This window comes from Fictibacillus sp. b24 (assembly GCF_030348825.1).
Taxonomy (GTDB): Bacteria; Bacillota; Bacilli; order Bacillales; family Fictibacillaceae; genus Fictibacillus.
Map to the genome: position 1 here is coordinate 2260900 of NZ_JAUCES010000005.1, position 18680 is coordinate 2279579.

Consider the following 18680-nt stretch of genomic DNA (forward strand, 5'->3'; position numbering starts at 1 on the left):
CATTCATCCTCTCCAATCCAATGCTTTTACAGCTTCATATACAAACCGAGAATAGGGGGTGTCAATCTTAAGGCTGATCCCTCGATTGATAATTTCACCCGTTATGCTGTCTATTTCCGTTTGCTGACCGCTTTCCACACTCTTTAACATCGAGGAGCGGTTCAATGATGTATTTCTGCAAAGGATTAGCAATTCCTTCCATAAGTCTTCGCGTCGATCGATTAAATTCAAAACGGTAACAGCTTCTTCATACAGCTTTTTCATTATAGAAAATGCATATTCATTCGTGAGCAGTTCCCCATTCGTTATTCTTAAAATAGCTGATAAAGGATTTATAGAGGCATTCATAATTAATTTTTCATACACCATCGTTTCCCATTCTTCTTCTAAATTTACAGGTGAAGTATTTGAGTTTAGCAGCGACTTCCATTCATAATGAGAATCCCCTCGATAGGAAGCCAGCTTAATTCTTCCTTCTCCCAAATGATGAACAGTTGTATGATTTTCTTTTACAGCTCCATGTTCCACTACACCTACACATACTTGTTTGTGAGGCAATTTGTCTATAAAAGAAAGATGACTGATACCATTCTGTAAAAAGAGGTACGAAATCTCTTTATAATCTTCTAGCCACTTTAGATCTTTAATTGCTGTTTGCTTAACTGAGATTATACAAACCAGTTCGTTCCCGCTAAATTCTTCAATAGGCTTTGCTTCAACTCTGACGTTTGATTTTACACCATGTAAGTTTTTGTAGGTGAGTCCGAACTTCACTAGCTCTTCAGCCTGTTCAGCGCTTCGTGTATAGATAACAGGTTCTTTTCTATTTATCTTTAAAAAATATGCGACCAACAAGCCTATTGCCCCGCCACCAATTATACTTACCTTCATAGCAACCCCCATAGCCGTTTGATTATCTTGATATTACCATATATATGAAACATTCAAAAAACCCTCCCGTACTTGCGGGAGGGTTTCGTTTAAACTGGGTAAACAGGGTGTTTACGCTCACTAAAAATCATCTCTTTGTTTTCATAGAAAGCAAAACGATTCGTAAGTTCGTCTCGCAATGAAGAAGGTGAAACGATATCGTCAATGATCATTTCAGATGCAAGCTTATAAATATCAATGTGTTCTTTGTATTCTTGCTGCTTTTGCTGAACATATTGAATCCGTTCTTTTACATCTTCAATTTCATTTATCTTGTTTGAGTATACTGCATTTACTGCAGCTTCCGGTCCCATAACAGCAATTTGCGCCGTTGGCAGCGCAATACAGCAATCTGGTTCAAAAGCAGGACCAGCCATCGCATAAAGACCTGCTCCATATGCTTTTCGAACAATAACTGAAATTTTTGGAACGGTTACATCGCTCATAGCCGCGATCAGTTTAGCTCCATGACGTATAATCCCAGCTCGTTCTACTTTCGTTCCAATCATAAAGCCTGGAACATCTGATAAGAAAAGGAGAGGAATTGAGAAAGCATCACAAAGCGTTATAAAACGAGCTGCTTTATCAGCAGAATCAACAAACAATACGCCGCCTTTTACTTTAGGCTGGTTTGCAATGATGCCTACAGGCTTTCCGTCAATACGGCCAAAACCAGTTACGATTTCTTGCGCGAATAACTTTTTCATTTCAAAGAAACTTCCTTCATCAATAAGACCGTCGATAAACTCATACATATCAAATGGTACGTTTTGATTTTCTGGAACAATCGCTTCTAACTCTCTGCCTGCTTTAGGAGGAAGCGCTTCGGAAACAGGAGCTTTCTGCTTGTAGTTGCTAGGGAAGTAAGATAGGTAACGTCTAGCTTCTTCAATCGCTTCTGTTTCGTTTGCAGCTAAAAGATCTCCGCATCCACTTATTGAACAATGCATTCTTGCTCCGCCCATTTCTTCCAGTGTTACTTTTTCACCGATTACCTTTTCGGCCATACGCGGGCTTCCTAAATACATGGATGCATTCTGATCAACCATGATTACGATATCACAAAACGCCGGGATGTAAGCTCCACCAGCGGCTGATGGACCGAACAGAATACAAACTTGGGGAATCATGCCAGACATTTTCACTTGATTGTAAAAAATCTTACCTGCTCCACGGCGGTTTGGAAACATATCAATCTGATCGGTAATTCTAGCACCTGCTGAGTCAACTAAATATAACATCGGCACTTTTAGCTTTTGAGCAGTCTCCTGAATTCGGATAATTTTTTCCACTGTTCGCGCTCCCCAGGAGCCAGCTTTTACAGTCGAATCATTAGCCATTACGCAAACTGTTTTTCCGCCAAGTTTACCGATTGCTGTTACAACTCCATCTGCTGGAAGATCGCCCGCTTGGTTGTTCGCAAATTTAGCATCTTCTACTGTATATTCACCGTTATCAAAAAGCAGATTAAGTCGATCACGCACAAACATCTTATTTTGAGAACTGTTTTTCTCGTGATACTTCTGTGCACCGCCTGCTTCGATTTGTTCGATTTTTTCTTTTAGTTGGTTTTCTAATTTTGTAACCATGATATACCTCCTTTAAGAGAGTGAGCGCTCGCTCAGAATTTGTGCAGAGCTATTATTTTAATGTAACGAGTACATCGCCCTCATTAACAAAATCTCCAGATGCAAATTTAACACTTTCTACAGTTCCGCCGTCTGCAGCATCAACTGGGATTTCCATTTTCATAGACTCCAAGATAATAACGGTTTGACCCGCAGTTACTTCTTCACCTTCACTTACCAATACTTGCCATACTGTACCTGCCATAGATGCTGTAATTTCTTTCATTTCTCTCTCTCCTTTTTCTAATTACGATTTACTTACTGTTCGTTTGCTTAAATAGCTTGTCGTATAGTCGCCTTTTACAAAATCCTCTTCTTTTAACAGCATTTGAAAAAGTGGGGCATTTGTTTTAAGCCCGTTTATTTCAAGCTTTTCAAAGAATTCAACACCATGTTTAATACATCCCTCACGATTGGAATCGCTTACAATAATCTTAGCAATCATAGGATCATAAAAAGGTGTAACCGTATTTCCGCTTTCATAACCTGTATCTATTCTTACATTGTCCATTTGCGGCCAAAGAAGTTCCTCGATTTTGCCAGGTGACGGAAAGAAAGTTATTGGATCCTCAGCGTAAAGTCTAAACTCCACTGCATGACCTTTGCTCACAATCTCATTTTGTGTCAGTGGCAGCTTTTCACCTTGTGCAACTTGAATCTGCCATCTTACTAAATCAAGACCCGTAATACTTTCTGTAACAGGATGTTCTACTTGAAGTCTAGTGTTCATTTCTAAAAAATAAAACTCACCGTTTTCACTAACAACAAATTCAACCGTTCCTGCATTTACATAATTTACTGCTTTAGCCGCTTTCACCGCTGATTCCGTAATTTTTGAGCGTAGACTTTGTGTCAAAAATGGTGATGGTGATTCTTCAACTACTTTTTGGTTACGGCGCTGAACACTGCAATCCCGCTCGTAGAGATGAACGATATTCCCATGTGAATCACCCATAATTTGAACTTCTATATGTCTTGCATTCTCGATACATTTTTCAATAAACATTCTGCCAGAACCAAAGTAATTTTTGGCACGCTGCTGTGAAGATACAAAGTGCTTGCGAAGATCTTCGTTATTCAGGCACTTTACCATTCCAATTCCGCCACCGCCGCTGCTGGCTTTAAGCATAACAGGATAACCGATCTGTTCAGCGAGTTTGACCCCATCTTCTACATCTTCTATAGGCTCAATCGTTCCAGGAACAATCGGAACATCTGCTTGCTGCATCGTTTTTCTTGCCATAATTTTATCGCCCATCCACTCAATCGTCTGAGGTGAGGGACCTATGAATGTGATACCCGCATCCTCTATCTTTCTGGCAAACTCATCATTTTCAGATAAAAGTCCATATCCTGGATGAATGGCGTCTACCTTATGTTTGAGTGCGACCTCAAGGATAACATCACTCTGCAGATAGGATTTGGCAACCGGTGGTTCACCAATATGTACAGCCTCATCAGCAGCTTTTACAAAAGGGAGGTCTTTGTCTGCTTCAGAATATACAGCTACTGTTTCAATGTTCATTTCTTTACACGTTTGGATAATTCGAAGAGCAATTTCCCCACGATTGGCAATTAAGATTTTTTTCATGTTAATCCTCCTTCCTTGTTGTCAACATTACGTTTTTCGACAAAAAAGCCAAATATCCTTTTTTGTAAGCGTAAACTAAACGAATATTTTATTTTTAAAGAATTTTTTGCATAATTAGTATATACTATAACTATAGAGAAAAGTACAGGATGACTGGGGGAGAGAAGATGTCAAAGTATGAAGTAAAAAAATTATTAGTTAACTATAAAACGCTTGAAGAGTTTAAACATTTTAAAGAATATGGTGTTCAAGAGCTGTCAATGCTCGAGGATCTTCAAGAAAATATGATTGAAAACGACAGTGAATCTCCGTTCTACGGAATTTACTATGGTGATAAACTAGTGGCACGCATGAGCTTATATCAAATTGAAGCTGCTTACGATCAGTATTTTGATCCTCCTCAGGATTATTTGGAGCTTTGGAAACTAGAGGTATTGCCCCACCATCAAACAAAAGGGCTTGGTAAGGCATTAGTAGAGTTTGCAAAAACATTCCAGCTTCCAATCAAAACGAATGGCCGACAGCAATCAGGCGGTTTCTGGGAAAAGATGGGCTTTGAAGCTGTAACGTATAATCAAGATCGCGATCGGGGTCAGAATCCTTATGTTTGGTATCCTACAGGTGTAAGTGAACAACGCCTTGCATAAAAGCATTAAAAAAAGATGGCGAAATCGCCATCTTTTTTAATTTCTTACTGGTACTTCTACGAGTTTCCTCGCTCTATCCATAATCTGCAAAACTTCTTTATAATCCCTGTTAACTGTCTCATATTCTTTATTTACTTTACTAAGTTTGCTTTTTAAGTTGCCGTTTTCCTTCTTTAATTGCTGAAGCTTTGATAATAACGCACTGTTTTCGGCTTCTAAGTTTTTTGCCGAAGGTTCTTCGATTTGAAGCTGCTGTAAAAATAGTATGATTTCATTTAATGTAAGTGGCTTCTCATTTGGATTGCTGTTATTGGAATGGCTGTGATGAGCTGCAACACTTTCTTCTATTGTAGAAAGATGCTGTTTCACTTTTCTTTTATTGCGTTCTTTTCGAACTTTTTTTGCCTCTGCAATCGCTTTGTCATATTGTTTTCGTATAAGTGAGTTCCACCTGAATCCGCAAGCAGCTGGCGTTCTTGTTAACTTCTCTCCTACTTCTTCAAAAGCAACTAGCTGTGTACTGCCTTCTCGTATATGCCGGAGTGTAACTTCTGCAAGAATTGCATCTTCGTCTTTTGTCCAGGCATCCTGGCGCAAATTTGTCATTTAGATCCCCCCATTTTAGTGGTTTGTAATAAGAATATGCTAGTGCTAGAAAAGATAGACTTTTTATTCTACTAAAATGAGGGAAAACTTATTTATTTAAAAACGCCTCTACTCTTTTATGATGATCATCAGAAGCCCACAGTCTTGCACATCGCTCAATTTCCAGCTGTACACTTTTTTTGATTTTGGCTCCATCATATCTTTGAAGCTGCAATGATTTATAAGAGGTGATCACTCCGAGAGGCTGCTGTATATATCGCTGTAAAAACCGCTCTGTTTCTTTTAAGCTGTTTCCTTTTATCACGTATTGAATAAATCCGCGGTCCATTCCTTGCTTGGCTGTAACAGGGGTAGAGCTATATAAAAGATCCATCGCTTCAGTCTGCCCCATTCTCTCTAGCAAATAACTTCCGCCTCCCCAACCTGTTGTGATGCCTAAACGACCTTGGATAAATCCTACTTTTGCTTCAGCTCGCGCAAGTCTTACATCACATGCAGCGGCAATTTCACAGCCGCCGCCAACCGCCGATCCGTTTATTAAAGCAACGGTAGGCTTTGGAAAGAAAAACAGTTCATCTAATACAGTTCCCATTTTAGAAAGCATTCCATATGCTTGTTCTTCAGTCTTAAGAGAATGGAAAGCACTTAAATCTCCTCCAGAACAGAACGCTTTTGTACCCGCTCCTGTGATGACGAGGACTTTCACATCATTATCCTGCTTGGCTGCATTCAAAAAATCAGTTAGAAGCTTCATCACTTCAAAATTGATAGCATTTCTAACTTCTGGCCGATTCAAGGTAATCCACCCAATTCCATTCCTTTTCTCCCATAATACTGGCTGTTCACTCAACTCATACACCTCCAATTCAAAGAAAGCGCTTCTATTTTTATGTATATGAAAAAACAGGAAGCCTATAGCTCCCTGTTTTTCATTACTTGCTTACTACTTCTTTTCCTTTGTAAGATCCACACTCACGGCAAACGCGGTGAGATAACTTGTATTCTCCGCACTGTGGACACTTTACCATACCAGGCATGGAAAGCTTGTAGTGTGTACGACGCTTCGCTTGGCGAGTTTGAGAAGTTCTGCGAAAAGGTACTGCCATTTTGTATCCACCTCCTTAAAGGTTCTAGAAAGAATCATTATAACCTATTCTTTCACTTTTTGTCTTCGTCAAAAAATTTAGCTAGACCTTCTAAACGCGGGTCAACCCGGTTTTTCATGTCTTCTTCCGTAACCCTCTGCCATCCTTTTCCTTCTTTAGGAGCCGGACTGTCTGTCACATCAGCAGCCGTAATTTTCAACGGTTTTTCAAGCAAAATATGCTCTTCGATGACAGGGAGAAGGTCAACGTAATGTCCTTCAACTTTGTGAAGGCTTTCTTCATCTTCGTATTCCGTATAGTTCGGATCGAAAACAAAAATTTCCGTTGTTTTTACCGAGAATGGAAATTCCACATCTACCAATGTGTTGGCACATGGCAACACCATTTTTCCTTTTATGTTTAAGTAAAAAGTGGCTTTTTGCTGAGTTACATCTGCATGTCCTTCTACGTGAACAGGATCAACGCTTCTGATCTCCGGGTCTTTTTCCATCACTCCGCTCGCATCAACATTTTGTTCAAACGTTAACGGTTTACGGTAAAAATTTTTTAATTCTTGTAGTGACCATTTCATGTCTTTATCACCTCAAGGCAACAGTAGTAATTATATCGGTCAAAATATAAAATGTCAATATTATATCTTTACAGTGACACTTTTGATTCTAAACTCTTTTTAGTACAATGTAAACAAGTATAATCGAACGCTTAAAAGGAAGTGGAACTGTTGAAAGCAACAGGTGTTGTTGTAGAATATAATCCGTTTCATAATGGACATTATTATCATCTGCAAGAAACGAAAAACCTTACGAATGCTGACTGTGTGATCGCTGTAATGAGCGGGAATTTTCTTCAACGCGGAGAACCAGCTCTACTATCAAAATGGAAACGAACAAAAATGGCGCTGTTAGGAGGAGCTGACCTTGTTATCGAACTGCCTTATGCATTTGCAACAAGTCATGCACCACGTTTTGCTCACGGCAGCATCTCTTTACTCCAGGCTTTAGGTGCAGAATCTTTTTGTTTTGGCAGTGAGTCCGGGGATATAAGTGTATTTAACAAAACACATGATTCTTTAGACTCACAACAAGATGCTTATCAATCAAACATCCGAAACTTTATTTCTGATGGCTTCTCTTATCCTGCGGCCGCAGCAAAGGCATATAAAGCTCTTCATACACATCTACCGCTCGACCTTAGTAAACCGAACAATATATTGGGCTTTGAGTACATTCGTGCTAGCCGCGAGCTTGGTAACAATATTAAGCCGCTGACTATAAAGAGAAAGAACGCAGATTATCATGATGTCGTGCTAGGCAAGGGAAATATCGCGAGTGCTACTGCAATACGAGAAGCGGTATTTTCTGAAGATATGAGTAAAGCTCAAAATTATATGCCTGATTTCACTTATGATTTAATGGTAGAAGATCAGCAAGAAAAAGGCACATTAATAAATTGGGAGCGTTTCTTCCCCTTACTCCGTTATCAATTATTATCTTCAAGTCCTTCAGAAATAAACGGCTACTATGAAGTTGAAGAAGGATTAGAATACAGAATGATTGAAGCAATAAAGTCATCTGACAGTTTTAAAACATTTATGACCCTTTTAAAGACGAAACGCTACACTTGGACAAGATTGCAGCGGGCGTGCCTTCATGTATTGAATAAAATACAAAAAGAGGAGATGCAGAAACTTTTAGAATCAACTCCTGCTTATATACGTGTTTTAGGAATGACTGAAAAAGGACAAGAATATTTAAGTTCAGTAAAAAAATCATTGGAACTTCCATTAGTGACGACGGTTTCAAAGCATGACTTTCCAGGACTCCGAATGGAAGCCAAAACGTCACTCGTGTATGCACAAGGTTCCCTAGTGAATAAGATATCCGCTGAAAAAGAGGAATTTAATACACCGCCTGTAATCGTGAAAAGCTGAGAATCGCTCGTAAATGCTGAGAATCGCTCGTAAATGCTGAGAATCGCTCGTAAATGCTGAGAATCGCTCGTAAATGCTGAGAATCGCTCGTAAATGCTGAGAATCGCTCGTAAATGCTGAGAATCGCTCGTAAATGCTGAGAATCGCTCGTAAATGCTGAGAATCGCTCGTAAATGCTGAGAATCGCTCGTTCAGCTCGGATAAATCCTGCTGAACGAGCTTAAACTAAATCAAAAAAAGGATGCAGAAGCCGCTCACACGGTCTAATGCATCCTTTTCTTTACTCTTTTAACTTTTTATAACTTCTCCAAGTACTTTAAAGCATCATCCAATGTTTTTACAGGAACAATCTTCATTTTAGATCCAATATCTTTTTGTGCTTTTACAGCATCTTTATAGTTATCCCCTTCGACTGGTGCGAAGAAAATCTCTGCACCCGCTTCATCTGCTGCTACAATTTTTTGCTGAATGCCGCCGATCGGACCTACGTTCTTTTGCAAATCCATTGTACCGGTACCTGCAATTTTCTTGCCATGTGTCAAATCGTCATCTATTAGCTGATCTAGTATTTCTAGTGTGAACATTAAACCAGCGGATGGCCCCCCGATCTGTGATGTATCTATTTTAACTTTCGGATCCGTCTCGATTGATACATCAGCTACTGGTGAAGTAATGCCAAGCCCTGCTTTAGGTCCCTCGTCCTGAATATACTTTTTCGGAAACTGTTCGATGTTTAGACTAACATTCATTTTCTTTTCACCCCGAAGAATCGTTAATTCTACAGGATCTCCTGCTTTTTTTGGAGCTAGCACATCTAATAACTTTTTAGTTTCCATAACGGGATTACGGTCAACTGCAATTATCTTATCTCCGACTTTCAGCTTTTTTTCAGCAGGCATTCCTGACATGATTCCTGTTACGTATACACCGTGATATTGAATATCTACCTTTTTCCCTGCCTGTTGAAAAGCTACGACCGTTGCAGCATGCTGTGAATCCTCCATCATCTGCAATTGTCTTTGATTGTATTCTTCATCTGTTTCATCTTCTGCTCTAATCTCTTCAGCAGGAATTACCTCACGATAGTCGCTAAGTTTTGCCCATATGTATTGCGGTATGTTTGCTGTTCCAACTGAAACGGTAGTAAGCATGAACACTCCCTCGTCTTTATCTCCGCCATCCACACTAATGATGGGATCTAAAATCCTTGCATCCCCTGGAGAGGTTATATAGTAAGGGAGTGGATAAAATGCAATGAATGCAAATATTAGTAAAGACAAAATGATAAATTTGTTTTGTGAGAAAAAGTTTTTCCTTTTCCCTTCCTTTTCAATGGTCATGCGATGACTCCTTCCACTTGTTGATCTTTTCTAGGATTTTAGGCACCTGTTTTCTTCCAGCTTCTTCCCCAATTGCCATTATATCATTTACATCTTTAAAAGCTGTAGAACTGAACTGCTCTACCATTGGCCGAATCATTATATCTGCAGAAATTTCATGCCAGCGAACCATCTCACGCTGCATGATATCGATACTTTGAATAATAACATCAAAGATTGAAGAAACTTGCAGTTCTGCTTTAAAATGTGAAATATCGACCGCGATTACGAGATCTGCCCCCATCTCTCTTGCTACTGATACTGGTACACGATCTATTACTCCGCCATCCACTAACAGTTTTCCATTAATTTTTTCAGGAACTAGTATGCCAGGTATAGAAATGCTGGCACGAACAGCATCTGCAATCGGGCCAGTTCTGAAAACAACCTTTTCACCAAGCAATAAATCAGTTGCCACTATTGCCAATGGTATATCTGTTTGTTCAATATGTTTTTGTTTTGTAAGAAGCCTTACTAATTCTTTAATCTTTTTCCCCGTAATAAAACCCATCTTAGGGACGGTGTAGTCCATATAATATTTTCTTTTAAAAAGCGTAGCCATACGGTATAAATTTTCGTCGCTATGACCCATACATACCATTGCTCCAACTAGAGCGCCCATACTGCTTCCTGCAATCATATCGATAGGAATTTGAGCTTCTCGTAAAGCCTTTACTACGCCCAGATGCGCGAATCCTCTGGCACCGCCAGATCCAAGAGCAAGTCCGATTTTCGGTTCTTTCATCCTTTGCTCCTCCTTTAGAAGCACCGTCTTTTTTTAACATATGGTCTAAAGAGTGTGGCTATACGTATAAATAAGGATGAGGACAAGTAAGCAATGTGGAATTTGGTGAGAGGAGTACTCCCCTTTATGAATAAAGCTTATTTAAAAACATTGATAATGTCATCTTCTGCAATCATCATAGCGATTTCTATTATAATATACCCAAAAGAAACGTACATGGCTTCTGTAAACGGACTGAAAATGTGGTGGGACGTCGTATTTCCTTCTCTAATGCCTTTTTTTATCTTATCAGAGGTATTGATGGGGCTTGGAGTCGTTCATCTGATAGGCGTATTGTTTGAACCACTTATGCGTCCCCTCTTCCGTGTACCAGGTGCAGGGGGATTCGTTTGGGCAATGGGAATCTCGTCAGGATTTCCTGCTGGAGCAAAGTTAACAGCCCGATTATGGCATCAAAAACAAATCACAACCATTGAAGCAGAGCGTCTCGTATCGTTTACAAACTGTTCGAACCCGTTATTCATGTTCAGTGCCATTGCAGTTGGTTTTTTTCATAATGCTGCACTCGGTATTGTTCTTGCCGTGAGCCACTATTTAGGTAACTTTTTCGTTGGTCTTATCATGAGATTTCACGGTTTTAAAAAAGATTCACAGACAAACGAAGATAGATATAGAGGAAAAGGATTGAAAAATGCTTTAAAACATATGCATGAAGCCCGATTAGCAGATAATAGACCAATCGGACAACTGCTTGGCGATGCCGTTCAGCAGTCCACTAAAACACTGCTTATGATCGGAGGATTTATTATTCTATTTTCCGTACTGAGTAAAATGATGGATCTTCTGCATGTTGCAGAGCTGCTTTCAAGCATAACTAATTATTTCTTTTTGCTGTTCTCCCTATCGGAAACACTGAGTTTACCATTGATTAAAGGAATATTTGAAATTACATTAGGCAGCAATCTAACCAGTCTTGCACAATCGTCCATACTTCAGCAAGCCATTATTGTAAGTTTTATCCTGGCATTTAGCGGACTTTCCGTTCAAGCACAAGTCGCCAGTATTTTGGCTGATACAGATATTAAATTCAGACCGTTCTTTGTTGCCAGAATCATGCACGGGTTTTTATCTGCTTTTATATGTCTTTTAGTATTCCCTTATTTGTATCACGTTAAAAGCAGTGCTGCTCCGGCATTTGCCTTTCTCACAGAAAAAAGTGAGAACTTCGGAGAATACGGCATGATCGCCCTGGCACACAGCCACTATATAACATTAGGCTTCTTACTGCTGTCTATCTTTTTATGGAACCGGAGTTTAATGAAAAAAAACAGCCTCCGCATTTAACGGGGGCTGTTGTATTTTTCTTTTAGAGCTTCTTCAACAACTTCGGGAACAAGATCTGACACATTCGCATGATATTTCGCAGCTTCTTTCACAATACTTGAACTTAAGAACGAGTATTGATTGTTTGTCATCATAAAGAATGTTTCAACTTCATCATCTAACTTTTTGTTGATGGAAGCAATTTTCATCTCATATTCAAAATCAGATACAGCTCGAAGTCCTCTGAGAATTACATTAGCACCTATATTTTTCACGTAATCAATCAATAGTCCATTAAACGAATCTACTTTCACGTTAGGAAACTGCTTAGTCACTTCTTTTAAGAGTACGATTCTCTCATCTACCGTGAACAATGGATCTTTGCTTTGATTATTGGCTACTACAACTATTACTTCATCAAAAACTGTTGCGCCTCGTTTAATAATGTCCAAATGACCTCGTGTAACAGGGTCAAAACTACCAGGACATACGGCAGTCGTTGGCATAATCTTCACCTCATAAATTGTCTTAATAACGTTTAAAAATCGTTATGGTTGTTGTTTTTCCGTACGTTTCCTGTCTGATCTGATGAAAACTTCCAATCTGTTCTGGAAGTTTAACATCACTCCCATGTTCAGTTACAATGCTTCCTTCAGCAGAAAGCAGCTGCAGCTTGTCGATTTCCTCCATGTCTTTCATTAACATTTGTTTAGCATACGGAGGATCCAAAAATATCATATCAAACTGAAGTTCTCTTTTATTAAGCGCTTTCAATGCTCTTTTTGCATCATTACGAAAGACTTCTGTTTTCTCATCATAGTTGCATTGTTTGATATTCTCTTTAATCGTATGTATGGCTTTCTGGTCTTTATCGATAAAAATGAAGTGCTCCATGCCTCGACTTAACGCCTCAAGTCCAAGACCGCCACTGCCGCCGTATAAATCCAAACCGATTCCCCCATCGAAATAAGGACCAATCATATTAAATATAGACTCTTTGATCTTATCAGTTGTTGGGCGAGTGTTTGTACCTGGGACAGCTTTAAGGGGTCTACCTTTACATTCACCTGCTATTACTCTCACGTTCTTCACTCAATTCTTTTCCGATTTCCATTACTAATCCTATCACAAGTATTCCTGTATTCAAACAATCAAATCTTTTCTTTATAAGTATAAGGCAAATTAAATGAGGTCATACTACTTATAACAACATCAACGAACGATGTTGTTGCCAACCGCGGAGAAGACTTACTCCCCATAAGTTCTTCATCCGGTTTCTCCTCTCCCATCGCCTTTAAACAGAAGTGATTTTGTTTTAAAGGCAACCTGCAGTTAATGCTGCAGGTTTTTTTGATGCTTAAAAGTCTTTATAGCGGTTTCGGATTATGCTACATTGTTGTATAGAAAGGGGAATGAACGATGATTCAGCGATTTATTGAGTTAGGTGAAGGTTATTCAGATCTCTATGAACTACTTGAGATTATGGAATCGAACAAAGACCGAATTACACAGCTATTATGTCTAAAAGTAAAGAAAGAAGATAAAATATATGCTTCACTCGTTGCTGTCATGCAACCTGCTTCTGAAGGAAAATTCCAGCCACTATACATATGCAGAGAAGGAGTGCCTTTCCCTTCAAAACGGTATGAATTATTTGAATCAAAAGCCGCTCAGTTAAATAAGGAAATTATCACTTTTGATGTAAAACCTTCAACAGATTTTGCAGAAACGGAACTTTTCTTTCACTATCTGATTGGCATTTTACGCTTAAATTACTTAATCCCGCCTTTGTTATAAATTCATTTGTTTGATAAATGGGTAAAGACTTATAAATTTTTTTGAAGACACCATAAATGTAAATACTGACAGAAGAAGATCCTTCAACAATTGTTTGCAGACTGAGGAGCTGAAATCAGCTACTTACCAGAGCGTGAAAACAGACATTAAAAAACAGGCAGCTTTTTAATAAGCCTGCCTGTCTTTTAAATCCCCATCTTATAATCATACTCTTTTGCTTTATCAACAATCTTGCTTTCATACTCTGTTTTAATCTCTTGTTTATGAGACCTTTTTACTTCTTTTACGAAATGCAAAGATTCTAGCTTTGCTGCAATCTCATCTATTTTGCTGCCATCACAATAAAGAACAGCGTATTTTAGCTTTCTTGACACATAATGAACATTACCGTAGCGTCTAAGCTGTTTAGAAAACTTTAAAGAATGAAGAAAAACAGAGAGTCCACGACGATTACCTATCATAATTAAAGCCCCTTTTATTATACTGTATTCAAACATCAACAAATCACTCATTAGGATGTGATGTATCTTGGACTTAAACACCATTTGGGAAGATTTTATTAACAGAATGAAACTCGATCCTGCAATCATTTTTGCTGAAAAGAAATTAATGGCCGGAATCCCTTTCTTATATGTAAGTGTTTCTTCACATATGTCAATCGATCAATCAACAGACACTGTAAAAAAACATGCTGTAAAAGCGATGAAAGGGAAACGGCTCACTCTGAACCTCTATTTTGTCAGGTCAGAAGAAAATCTTTATGTTTACCGTATGCGTTTTTTAGTTCCTCAAGAAAAAATGTTCTGCTGCGGAAACTTGTGCTTTGATTGCATACGATTTAAAGATAGTTAATTCGCTTATGCACACCCACAAGATCCGCCAGAACCACAACCACCACTGCATGAACTCTCATCAAAAAATGGATTACCTGTTGGAACTTTAATCTGCTGTGACACACTGTCAGCAATAATCCTGCTGCACTCCATTAATAAATTCTCAAGTTCTTTTTCTGATTTTTTGAACTGAGCTATTTTTTCATGGAAATCAAGTTCTCTTTTCAGTGTTCGAACTTGTGAAGAAACAGTATGAAAGTCAGGATGGTATTTTCCGAATCGCTGTACTTCATCATATTGTTCTTTCATTTTGGCAAAACGGGCAATCAATTTCTGTGCCTCATCATCTTGCTCCAAAATATATTTCGACTCTCTATATGCTATTGCAACACTGGAATTTGAAACCATTTCAGCTAATGTTAAGGATTCTTCCAGCAAAACAACTTGGTCTAAACTCATACGTCACACCTCCCTTTAGGTATGAGGTTTCTTATCTATTATAGCGGATAATGATTAGACTTAAAAGCATAGCTGTTTATTACAAAAAAATAAAACTCTTCTAAGTTAAGAAGAGTTAATGAATGTGCACCACTATATTTTTCTTTAAACCATAATCAGATCCATCTTTTTTCTTTAGCTGTAAAGTAATTTTATGTTTGCCAGGACTCATTTTATTCAAAATAAACATTGACTGATTGGCATTCATTCTCCATTTGTTGTTGATAAAAACGGCAATGTATCCATCTTGATTATCTGGTGCCTTCGTGAGACTGCCTTGAAATGAAAAGCGTGGAATAATGTTTTCAATATAGATGCGTTGATTCTTTACATGATAATTTACAGCCCAATCTTTATCCATCAGAGGATAAAGAGATGATGCCGCTACAGCTTCAGGTTGTATCATTTCAGCTTCTTCCGTATCTGTTTGTTTATTATTTAAAGTAATTACTGACACGGTGAGAAGAGCAAACAACCCAATTGTATAAATACTTTTTTTCTTTTTGTTCATGAAAAAAACCACTCCTTCTAGAGATAGTTTTTTCCATTTTATATCATATTATCCGTCATTCCCCATTATTTAATGGGTCTTGAATGGGCTGAAAATCATTTGGGAACGGAGCATCATCTTGTTTCACTTCGCCCATTACTGAGATCAGTTCCATAAGAAGCCCAAAGTTTTGCAGCTGCTGATGAAAACGATCAACTCTCTGACCGAATGTGCGACCATAAAATACTTTTGCACCCTCTTCCAGTTCAGAAACTGAAAAAGGGTTTCGACTCAGCTTTCTATACCATTCAGGCTTTTCTCTAATGTAATATTTAAGATCTGGCCTCGTATTTAAATATTCTAATAATTCTCTTCGCACACCGCACACATCCTTTTAATCTTTGTAAGAAGGATAATCGTTCATTCTATTTTCCGGCAGCTGGTTCGATCTGTCAGACTGATTGTTAAATTGCTGTAATAGTTCTTGAACGGCGTCCATAAGACTTCCAAATTGCGATAAATATTTTTGTACGTCCGTGATTTGAAGTTTGCTCAAACCAGCAACAATATCTCCTACAGTGAGATCGGTTCTTGCATTTTGTGTATGAGAACGTTCCTCTTGTTTTTTATCTTTTGCTTTATCTTCTGTTTTTTCTTTTGCATACTGATTCCAGCTCTCGTGTTCTTCCCCTAAAACAATCCAATCCTGATAAACTTCCTTCCAGGGCCTTTTATTCTTTTGAACTTCCCTAATTAATTCAGGATGTTTATGCACAAATTCCTTGAAACTTTCAATATCAGTCTTTACCACAGAATCCACCCCCAGCCATCCACTGACGAATCATGTTTTACTACATGATACATAAGTGCCCATAATTTGGTGCGCCCATTTTTTAAAATAATTGCAAAGCTAATTCTGTTTACTTTATTCTCATCCGCCTAAAAAGGTACAATAAATAAAAAAGATTGAGGGATATACCATTGGATATTAAAAAAGAGTGGATCGAGTTTATAGAGAACAGTACAGAACAAGAACAAAAGGCCATGAAACTATTTTTAAACAGTCTGCAGGCAAAAAGAGAAAAAACAAGTCTTACACATATTGCTTCTTTATTACAGCTGAAAACGAAAAGGATCAATGAACATATACTTGAGATGGAGATGCCTAATTCTCCCCTTTTAGATAATTCAATTGGGATCGTGCATGGCGGGCTGACTGCTACTCTGTTAGATACAGCGATGGGCACTATGGCGAGTCTAGTACCAGGTAATAAAAGAGGGGCAGTTACAGTTGAGCTAAAAGTAGACTTTTTAACACCTGGAGTTGGCGAAACATTCATTTGCCGAGCTGAAGTGGTTCATAACGGCAGACAATTAGTCCGGATGGATGGAAAAGTTAGAAACGAAAAAGACGTATTGATCGCTTCTGCTACAGGTACGTTCTTTAAACTATCTGAATAATCGTTAATGAAGGAACATAAGAACAACACAAAAAAGAGCTTTACTCATTTTTTATGAGTTAGCTCTTTTATTAAGGCTCTTTTATTACTTCATCGGAACTAAAAAATTTTGAGTGTAATATTTATTGTCTACCCCAACACCTAAGTGAGTATATTCATCATTTAACATCGTATTTCGGTGGCCTTCGCTGTTCAACCAGCCTTCTACAGCCGCTGCTGCATCCGTGTAGTTTGCTGCTATGTTTTCTCCCGCTTGTAAAAATTTCACTTCTTTTTCCTGCAGCCTATCAGATAACGTCCTGCCATCTTTACTTTCATGTGAAAAATATTGTTGGGTCAGCATATCCTTAGAGTGCAGAAAAGCAACTTCTGACGTTAATTCATCCCACTCTAGCGGGTTTTTATCGTATTTAAGTCTAATGATGTTAGTTAGCTCAAATACTTGCTGTTCCTCTGATTGATCCACTTCCTTCTGCTTTTCTTCCGTTAATGGCTGAACAGGCGGCAGATCTCCGCGATAAACGATTGAATAGGGTCTTTGCCTTAATAGAACATCTGAAGTGGTGTACCTGACACTTGATAATTTGTTAGTAAACTTGTCAAAATATAACTGGACCCAAACTTTTTCTCCTACTTTGATTAAAGGTCTCAGCATAATCTCTTGTTCAGACAGTTCAAATCTAAAAAAATCTTCTCCATCATTAATTGTAATATCGCTTTCGATCGGGTATTTCTGAATGATTTTGTTTGAATCTTCACCAATAGTAAATGGATTTGTATTGACTTCAGAGCCAATGACAAACAAGGTAACTACTTTTCCGTTTTCCACACCTGCTTGTAAGTACCCTTTTGGACTTTTATTTCCATAGATATACCATTCGTATCCATAACTTGATGGATCAATCCTTTCAGGTTCACCCCACTGTTTTTCAAATGCAGCTATATCTTTGCCTATCCAATTAGACACTGCATCATCTGGAATTTTCACAGACTCTTCTATGTATTCAATTTTCGTTTTAGGTTTTTGTTCTTGAAGAGAAAATTCCGGCAACAGATCATAAAAAAATATTCCGATTAAAATAAGTACGGATAGGAAAAAAGTAACCAATCCTCGCATAATGGTTCCCCCTATGTGTTTCTTCTAATCATAGTTTAGCATAGAGAGATTCGCTTTGGATTATAGGTTTATAAAAAATAGCAGCTCCAAATACAATTGGAGCTGCTGCGTGTAGTACATAATTAAATTATTGTATTTGATCTCTTTGATCGGAAACTTCCGATAACGTATGGCCTGCAGCAGAATTACTTTCCTTAGATAAGGATAAGTCTCCTAAAGAGATAATACCGATGAGTTTATTATTTTCAACGATAGGTAATCTTCTTATTTGCTTATCTGCCATGAGTTCAGCAGCTTCTTGAACACTCATGTCTGCTGACCCTGTATATAAATGTTCACTCATAACGTCTGTAACCTTAGCTGAACCAGGACGCTTTTCAGCAACCCCTCTAATTACGATGTCACGGTCTGTGATTACACCTATTACCTGATCGTTTTCACAGACAGGGATAACGCCTACGTTGTCGTTCTTCATCTTAACAGCTACTTCGTACACATTGTCTTGTGGCGTAACAAAGTCTACATTTTTTGTCATAATATCGCTTATTTTCTTCAAATTCTTTACCTCCAGCTCAATCTAATTTCTTCTTCCTTATGCTT

Annotated in this window: 25 protein-coding genes; 6 read left to right on the plus strand and 19 right to left on the minus strand. The window is 38.3% G+C overall.

Annotation, left to right across the window (positions count from 1 at the left end; all coding sequences use genetic code 11):
* Positions 1-3: 3 nt before the first annotated feature.
* The 4 genes from QUF49_RS11620 to QUF49_RS11635 form a co-directional block, all read right to left on the minus strand.
* Complete coding sequence (locus QUF49_RS11620; protein WP_289495790.1) at positions 4-891, minus strand: ketopantoate reductase family protein; 888 nt, start codon at positions 889-891, stop codon at positions 4-6.
* 89 nt (positions 892-980) lie between these two features.
* On the minus strand, positions 981-2519 hold the full coding sequence (locus QUF49_RS11625; protein ID WP_289495791.1) for an acyl-CoA carboxylase subunit beta: 1539 nt from the start codon (positions 2517-2519) through the stop codon (positions 981-983).
* 52 nt (positions 2520-2571) lie between these two features.
* Complete coding sequence (locus QUF49_RS11630) at positions 2572-2784, minus strand: acetyl-CoA carboxylase biotin carboxyl carrier protein subunit (RefSeq protein WP_289495792.1); 213 nt, start codon at positions 2782-2784, stop codon at positions 2572-2574.
* A gap of 21 nt (positions 2785-2805) precedes the next feature.
* Positions 2806-4149 carry an acetyl-CoA carboxylase biotin carboxylase subunit gene (locus tag QUF49_RS11635; RefSeq protein ID WP_289495793.1) on the minus strand — a complete coding sequence of 448 codons (1344 nt, stop codon included), beginning with the start codon at positions 4147-4149 and terminating at the stop codon, positions 2806-2808.
* A 167-nt stretch (positions 4150-4316) separates the two neighbouring features.
* On the opposite strand from QUF49_RS11635, the gene QUF49_RS11640 reads away from it, so the two are divergent.
* Positions 4317-4796, plus strand: coding sequence for an N-acetyltransferase (locus tag QUF49_RS11640; protein ID WP_289495794.1), 480 nt, complete (start codon positions 4317-4319; stop codon positions 4794-4796).
* Positions 4797-4832: 36 nt separating this feature from the next.
* Here the strand turns inward: QUF49_RS11640 and QUF49_RS11645 are convergent, their stop codons facing one another.
* From QUF49_RS11645 to QUF49_RS11660, 4 genes are all read right to left on the minus strand, one after another.
* A complete protein-coding gene (locus QUF49_RS11645; protein ID WP_289495795.1) occupies positions 4833-5402 on the minus strand; it encodes an RsfA family transcriptional regulator in 570 nt (189 codons plus the stop codon).
* Between the two features lie 88 nt (positions 5403-5490).
* Positions 5491-6252 (minus strand): enoyl-CoA hydratase/isomerase family protein, encoded by a 762-nt coding sequence (locus QUF49_RS11650; RefSeq protein ID WP_289495796.1) that lies wholly within the window; start codon positions 6250-6252, stop codon positions 5491-5493.
* A gap of 82 nt (positions 6253-6334) precedes the next feature.
* Positions 6335-6508, minus strand: coding sequence for a 50S ribosomal protein L32 (rpmF, locus tag QUF49_RS11655; RefSeq protein ID WP_066240492.1), 174 nt, complete (start codon positions 6506-6508; stop codon positions 6335-6337).
* Between the two features lie 52 nt (positions 6509-6560).
* Positions 6561-7079 carry a YceD family protein gene (locus tag QUF49_RS11660; RefSeq protein WP_289495797.1) on the minus strand — a complete coding sequence of 173 codons (519 nt, stop codon included), beginning with the start codon at positions 7077-7079 and terminating at the stop codon, positions 6561-6563.
* A gap of 150 nt (positions 7080-7229) precedes the next feature.
* Between QUF49_RS11660 and QUF49_RS11665 the strand changes: the two genes are divergently transcribed.
* Positions 7230-8438: a nucleotidyltransferase gene (locus QUF49_RS11665; RefSeq protein ID WP_289495798.1), complete on the plus strand. Its 1209-nt coding sequence runs from the start codon at positions 7230-7232 to the stop codon at positions 8436-8438.
* Positions 8439-8734: 296 nt separating this feature from the next.
* On the opposite strand, the gene QUF49_RS11670 is transcribed toward QUF49_RS11665, so the two are convergent.
* Positions 8735-9778, minus strand: coding sequence for a SepM family pheromone-processing serine protease (locus tag QUF49_RS11670; protein ID WP_289495799.1), 1044 nt, complete (start codon positions 9776-9778; stop codon positions 8735-8737).
* Positions 9768-10562, minus strand: coding sequence for a patatin-like phospholipase family protein (locus QUF49_RS11675; protein WP_289495800.1), 795 nt, complete (start codon positions 10560-10562; stop codon positions 9768-9770). The genes QUF49_RS11670 and QUF49_RS11675 overlap by 11 nt, the downstream gene beginning before the upstream one ends.
* 126 nt (positions 10563-10688) lie before the next feature.
* Between QUF49_RS11675 and ylbJ the strand changes: the two genes are divergently transcribed.
* Positions 10689-11906, plus strand: coding sequence for a sporulation integral membrane protein YlbJ (gene ylbJ, locus QUF49_RS11680; protein ID WP_289495801.1), 1218 nt, complete (start codon positions 10689-10691; stop codon positions 11904-11906).
* On the opposite strand, the gene coaD is transcribed toward ylbJ, so the two are convergent.
* The gene (gene coaD, locus QUF49_RS11685) at positions 11903-12391 is read right to left on the minus strand and encodes a pantetheine-phosphate adenylyltransferase (protein WP_066393400.1); all 489 of its coding nucleotides are present in this window, start codon (positions 12389-12391) and stop codon (positions 11903-11905) included. The genes ylbJ and coaD overlap by 4 nt on opposite strands.
* 22 nt (positions 12392-12413) lie before the next feature.
* Positions 12414-12968, minus strand: coding sequence for a 16S rRNA (guanine(966)-N(2))-methyltransferase RsmD (gene rsmD / locus QUF49_RS11690; RefSeq protein WP_289495802.1), 555 nt, complete (start codon positions 12966-12968; stop codon positions 12414-12416).
* Positions 12969-13304: 336 nt separating this feature from the next.
* Between rsmD and QUF49_RS11695 the strand changes: the two genes are divergently transcribed.
* A complete protein-coding gene (locus tag QUF49_RS11695) occupies positions 13305-13682 on the plus strand; it encodes a DUF7147 family protein (protein ID WP_289495803.1) in 378 nt (125 codons plus the stop codon).
* Between the two features lie 185 nt (positions 13683-13867).
* On the opposite strand, the gene QUF49_RS11700 is transcribed toward QUF49_RS11695, so the two are convergent.
* Complete coding sequence (locus QUF49_RS11700; RefSeq protein WP_289495804.1) at positions 13868-14143, minus strand: YlbG family protein; 276 nt, start codon at positions 14141-14143, stop codon at positions 13868-13870.
* A gap of 67 nt (positions 14144-14210) precedes the next feature.
* Here QUF49_RS11700 and QUF49_RS11705 point away from each other — a divergent pair, with 67 nt between their 5' ends.
* Positions 14211-14534, plus strand: a complete 324-nt coding sequence (locus tag QUF49_RS11705) for a hypothetical protein (RefSeq protein ID WP_289495805.1) — start codon at positions 14211-14213, stop codon at positions 14532-14534.
* 5 nt (positions 14535-14539) lie between these two features.
* On the opposite strand, the gene QUF49_RS11710 is transcribed toward QUF49_RS11705, so the two are convergent.
* From QUF49_RS11710 to ylbD, 4 genes are all read right to left on the minus strand, one after another.
* Positions 14540-14974 (minus strand): YlbF family regulator, encoded by a 435-nt coding sequence (locus QUF49_RS11710; protein WP_289495806.1) that lies wholly within the window; start codon positions 14972-14974, stop codon positions 14540-14542.
* 115 nt (positions 14975-15089) lie between these two features.
* A complete protein-coding gene (locus tag QUF49_RS11715) occupies positions 15090-15524 on the minus strand; it encodes a hypothetical protein (RefSeq protein WP_289495807.1) in 435 nt (144 codons plus the stop codon).
* 55 nt (positions 15525-15579) lie between these two features.
* Complete coding sequence (locus QUF49_RS11720; RefSeq protein ID WP_289495808.1) at positions 15580-15882, minus strand: YlbE-like family protein; 303 nt, start codon at positions 15880-15882, stop codon at positions 15580-15582.
* A 15-nt stretch (positions 15883-15897) separates the two neighbouring features.
* Positions 15898-16314: a spore coat protein YlbD gene (gene ylbD, locus QUF49_RS11725; protein ID WP_289495809.1), complete on the minus strand. Its 417-nt coding sequence runs from the start codon at positions 16312-16314 to the stop codon at positions 15898-15900.
* Positions 16315-16484: 170 nt separating this feature from the next.
* Here ylbD and QUF49_RS11730 point away from each other — a divergent pair, with 170 nt between their 5' ends.
* Complete coding sequence (locus QUF49_RS11730) at positions 16485-16964, plus strand: PaaI family thioesterase (RefSeq protein ID WP_289495810.1); 480 nt, start codon at positions 16485-16487, stop codon at positions 16962-16964.
* Positions 16965-17048: 84 nt separating this feature from the next.
* On the opposite strand, the gene QUF49_RS11735 is transcribed toward QUF49_RS11730, so the two are convergent.
* On the minus strand, positions 17049-18080 hold the full coding sequence (locus QUF49_RS11735) for a CAP domain-containing protein (RefSeq protein ID WP_289495811.1): 1032 nt from the start codon (positions 18078-18080) through the stop codon (positions 17049-17051).
* Positions 18081-18207: 127 nt separating this feature from the next.
* Positions 18208-18636, minus strand: coding sequence for a CBS domain-containing protein (locus QUF49_RS11740; RefSeq protein WP_289495812.1), 429 nt, complete (start codon positions 18634-18636; stop codon positions 18208-18210).
* Positions 18637-18680: the final 44 nt, after the last annotated feature.

What these genes read in the sequence shown, in the direction of transcription:
- QUF49_RS11640 (WP_289495794.1), top strand. Translation starts at nt 4,317, where the DNA reads ATGTCAAAGTATGAAGTAAAAAAATTATTAGTTAACTATAAAACGCTT.
- QUF49_RS11695 (WP_289495803.1), top strand. Translation starts at nt 13,305, where the DNA reads ATGATTCAGCGATTTATTGAGTTAGGTGAAGGTTATTCAGATCTCTAT.
- QUF49_RS11675 (WP_289495800.1), bottom strand. Translation starts at nt 10,562, where the DNA reads ATGAAAGAACCGAAAATCGGACTTGCTCTTGGATCTGGCGGTGCCAGA.
- QUF49_RS11735 (WP_289495811.1), bottom strand. Translation starts at nt 18,080, where the DNA reads ATGCGAGGATTGGTTACTTTTTTCCTATCCGTACTTATTTTAATCGGA.
- QUF49_RS11645 (WP_289495795.1), bottom strand. Translation starts at nt 5,402, where the DNA reads ATGACAAATTTGCGCCAGGATGCCTGGACAAAAGACGAAGATGCAATT.
- QUF49_RS11635 (WP_289495793.1), bottom strand. Translation starts at nt 4,149, where the DNA reads ATGAAAAAAATCTTAATTGCCAATCGTGGGGAAATTGCTCTTCGAATT.
- QUF49_RS11660 (WP_289495797.1), bottom strand. Translation starts at nt 7,079, where the DNA reads ATGAAATGGTCACTACAAGAATTAAAAAATTTTTACCGTAAACCGTTA.
- QUF49_RS11700 (WP_289495804.1), bottom strand. Translation starts at nt 14,143, where the DNA reads ATGATAGGTAATCGTCGTGGACTCTCTGTTTTTCTTCATTCTTTAAAG.
- rpmF (WP_066240492.1), bottom strand. Translation starts at nt 6,508, where the DNA reads ATGGCAGTACCTTTTCGCAGAACTTCTCAAACTCGCCAAGCGAAGCGT.
- QUF49_RS11710 (WP_289495806.1), bottom strand. Translation starts at nt 14,974, where the DNA reads ATGAGTTTAGACCAAGTTGTTTTGCTGGAAGAATCCTTAACATTAGCT.
- QUF49_RS11625 (WP_289495791.1), bottom strand. Translation starts at nt 2,519, where the DNA reads ATGGTTACAAAATTAGAAAACCAACTAAAAGAAAAAATCGAACAAATC.
- QUF49_RS11620 (WP_289495790.1), bottom strand. Translation starts at nt 891, where the DNA reads ATGAAGGTAAGTATAATTGGTGGCGGGGCAATAGGCTTGTTGGTCGCA.
- coaD (WP_066393400.1), bottom strand. Translation starts at nt 12,391, where the DNA reads ATGCCAACGACTGCCGTATGTCCTGGTAGTTTTGACCCTGTTACACGA.
- QUF49_RS11715 (WP_289495807.1), bottom strand. Translation starts at nt 15,524, where the DNA reads ATGAACAAAAAGAAAAAAAGTATTTATACAATTGGGTTGTTTGCTCTT.
- QUF49_RS11670 (WP_289495799.1), bottom strand. Translation starts at nt 9,778, where the DNA reads ATGACCATTGAAAAGGAAGGGAAAAGGAAAAACTTTTTCTCACAAAAC.
- ylbJ (WP_289495801.1), top strand. Translation starts at nt 10,689, where the DNA reads ATGAATAAAGCTTATTTAAAAACATTGATAATGTCATCTTCTGCAATC.
- QUF49_RS11630 (WP_289495792.1), bottom strand. Translation starts at nt 2,784, where the DNA reads ATGAAAGAAATTACAGCATCTATGGCAGGTACAGTATGGCAAGTATTG.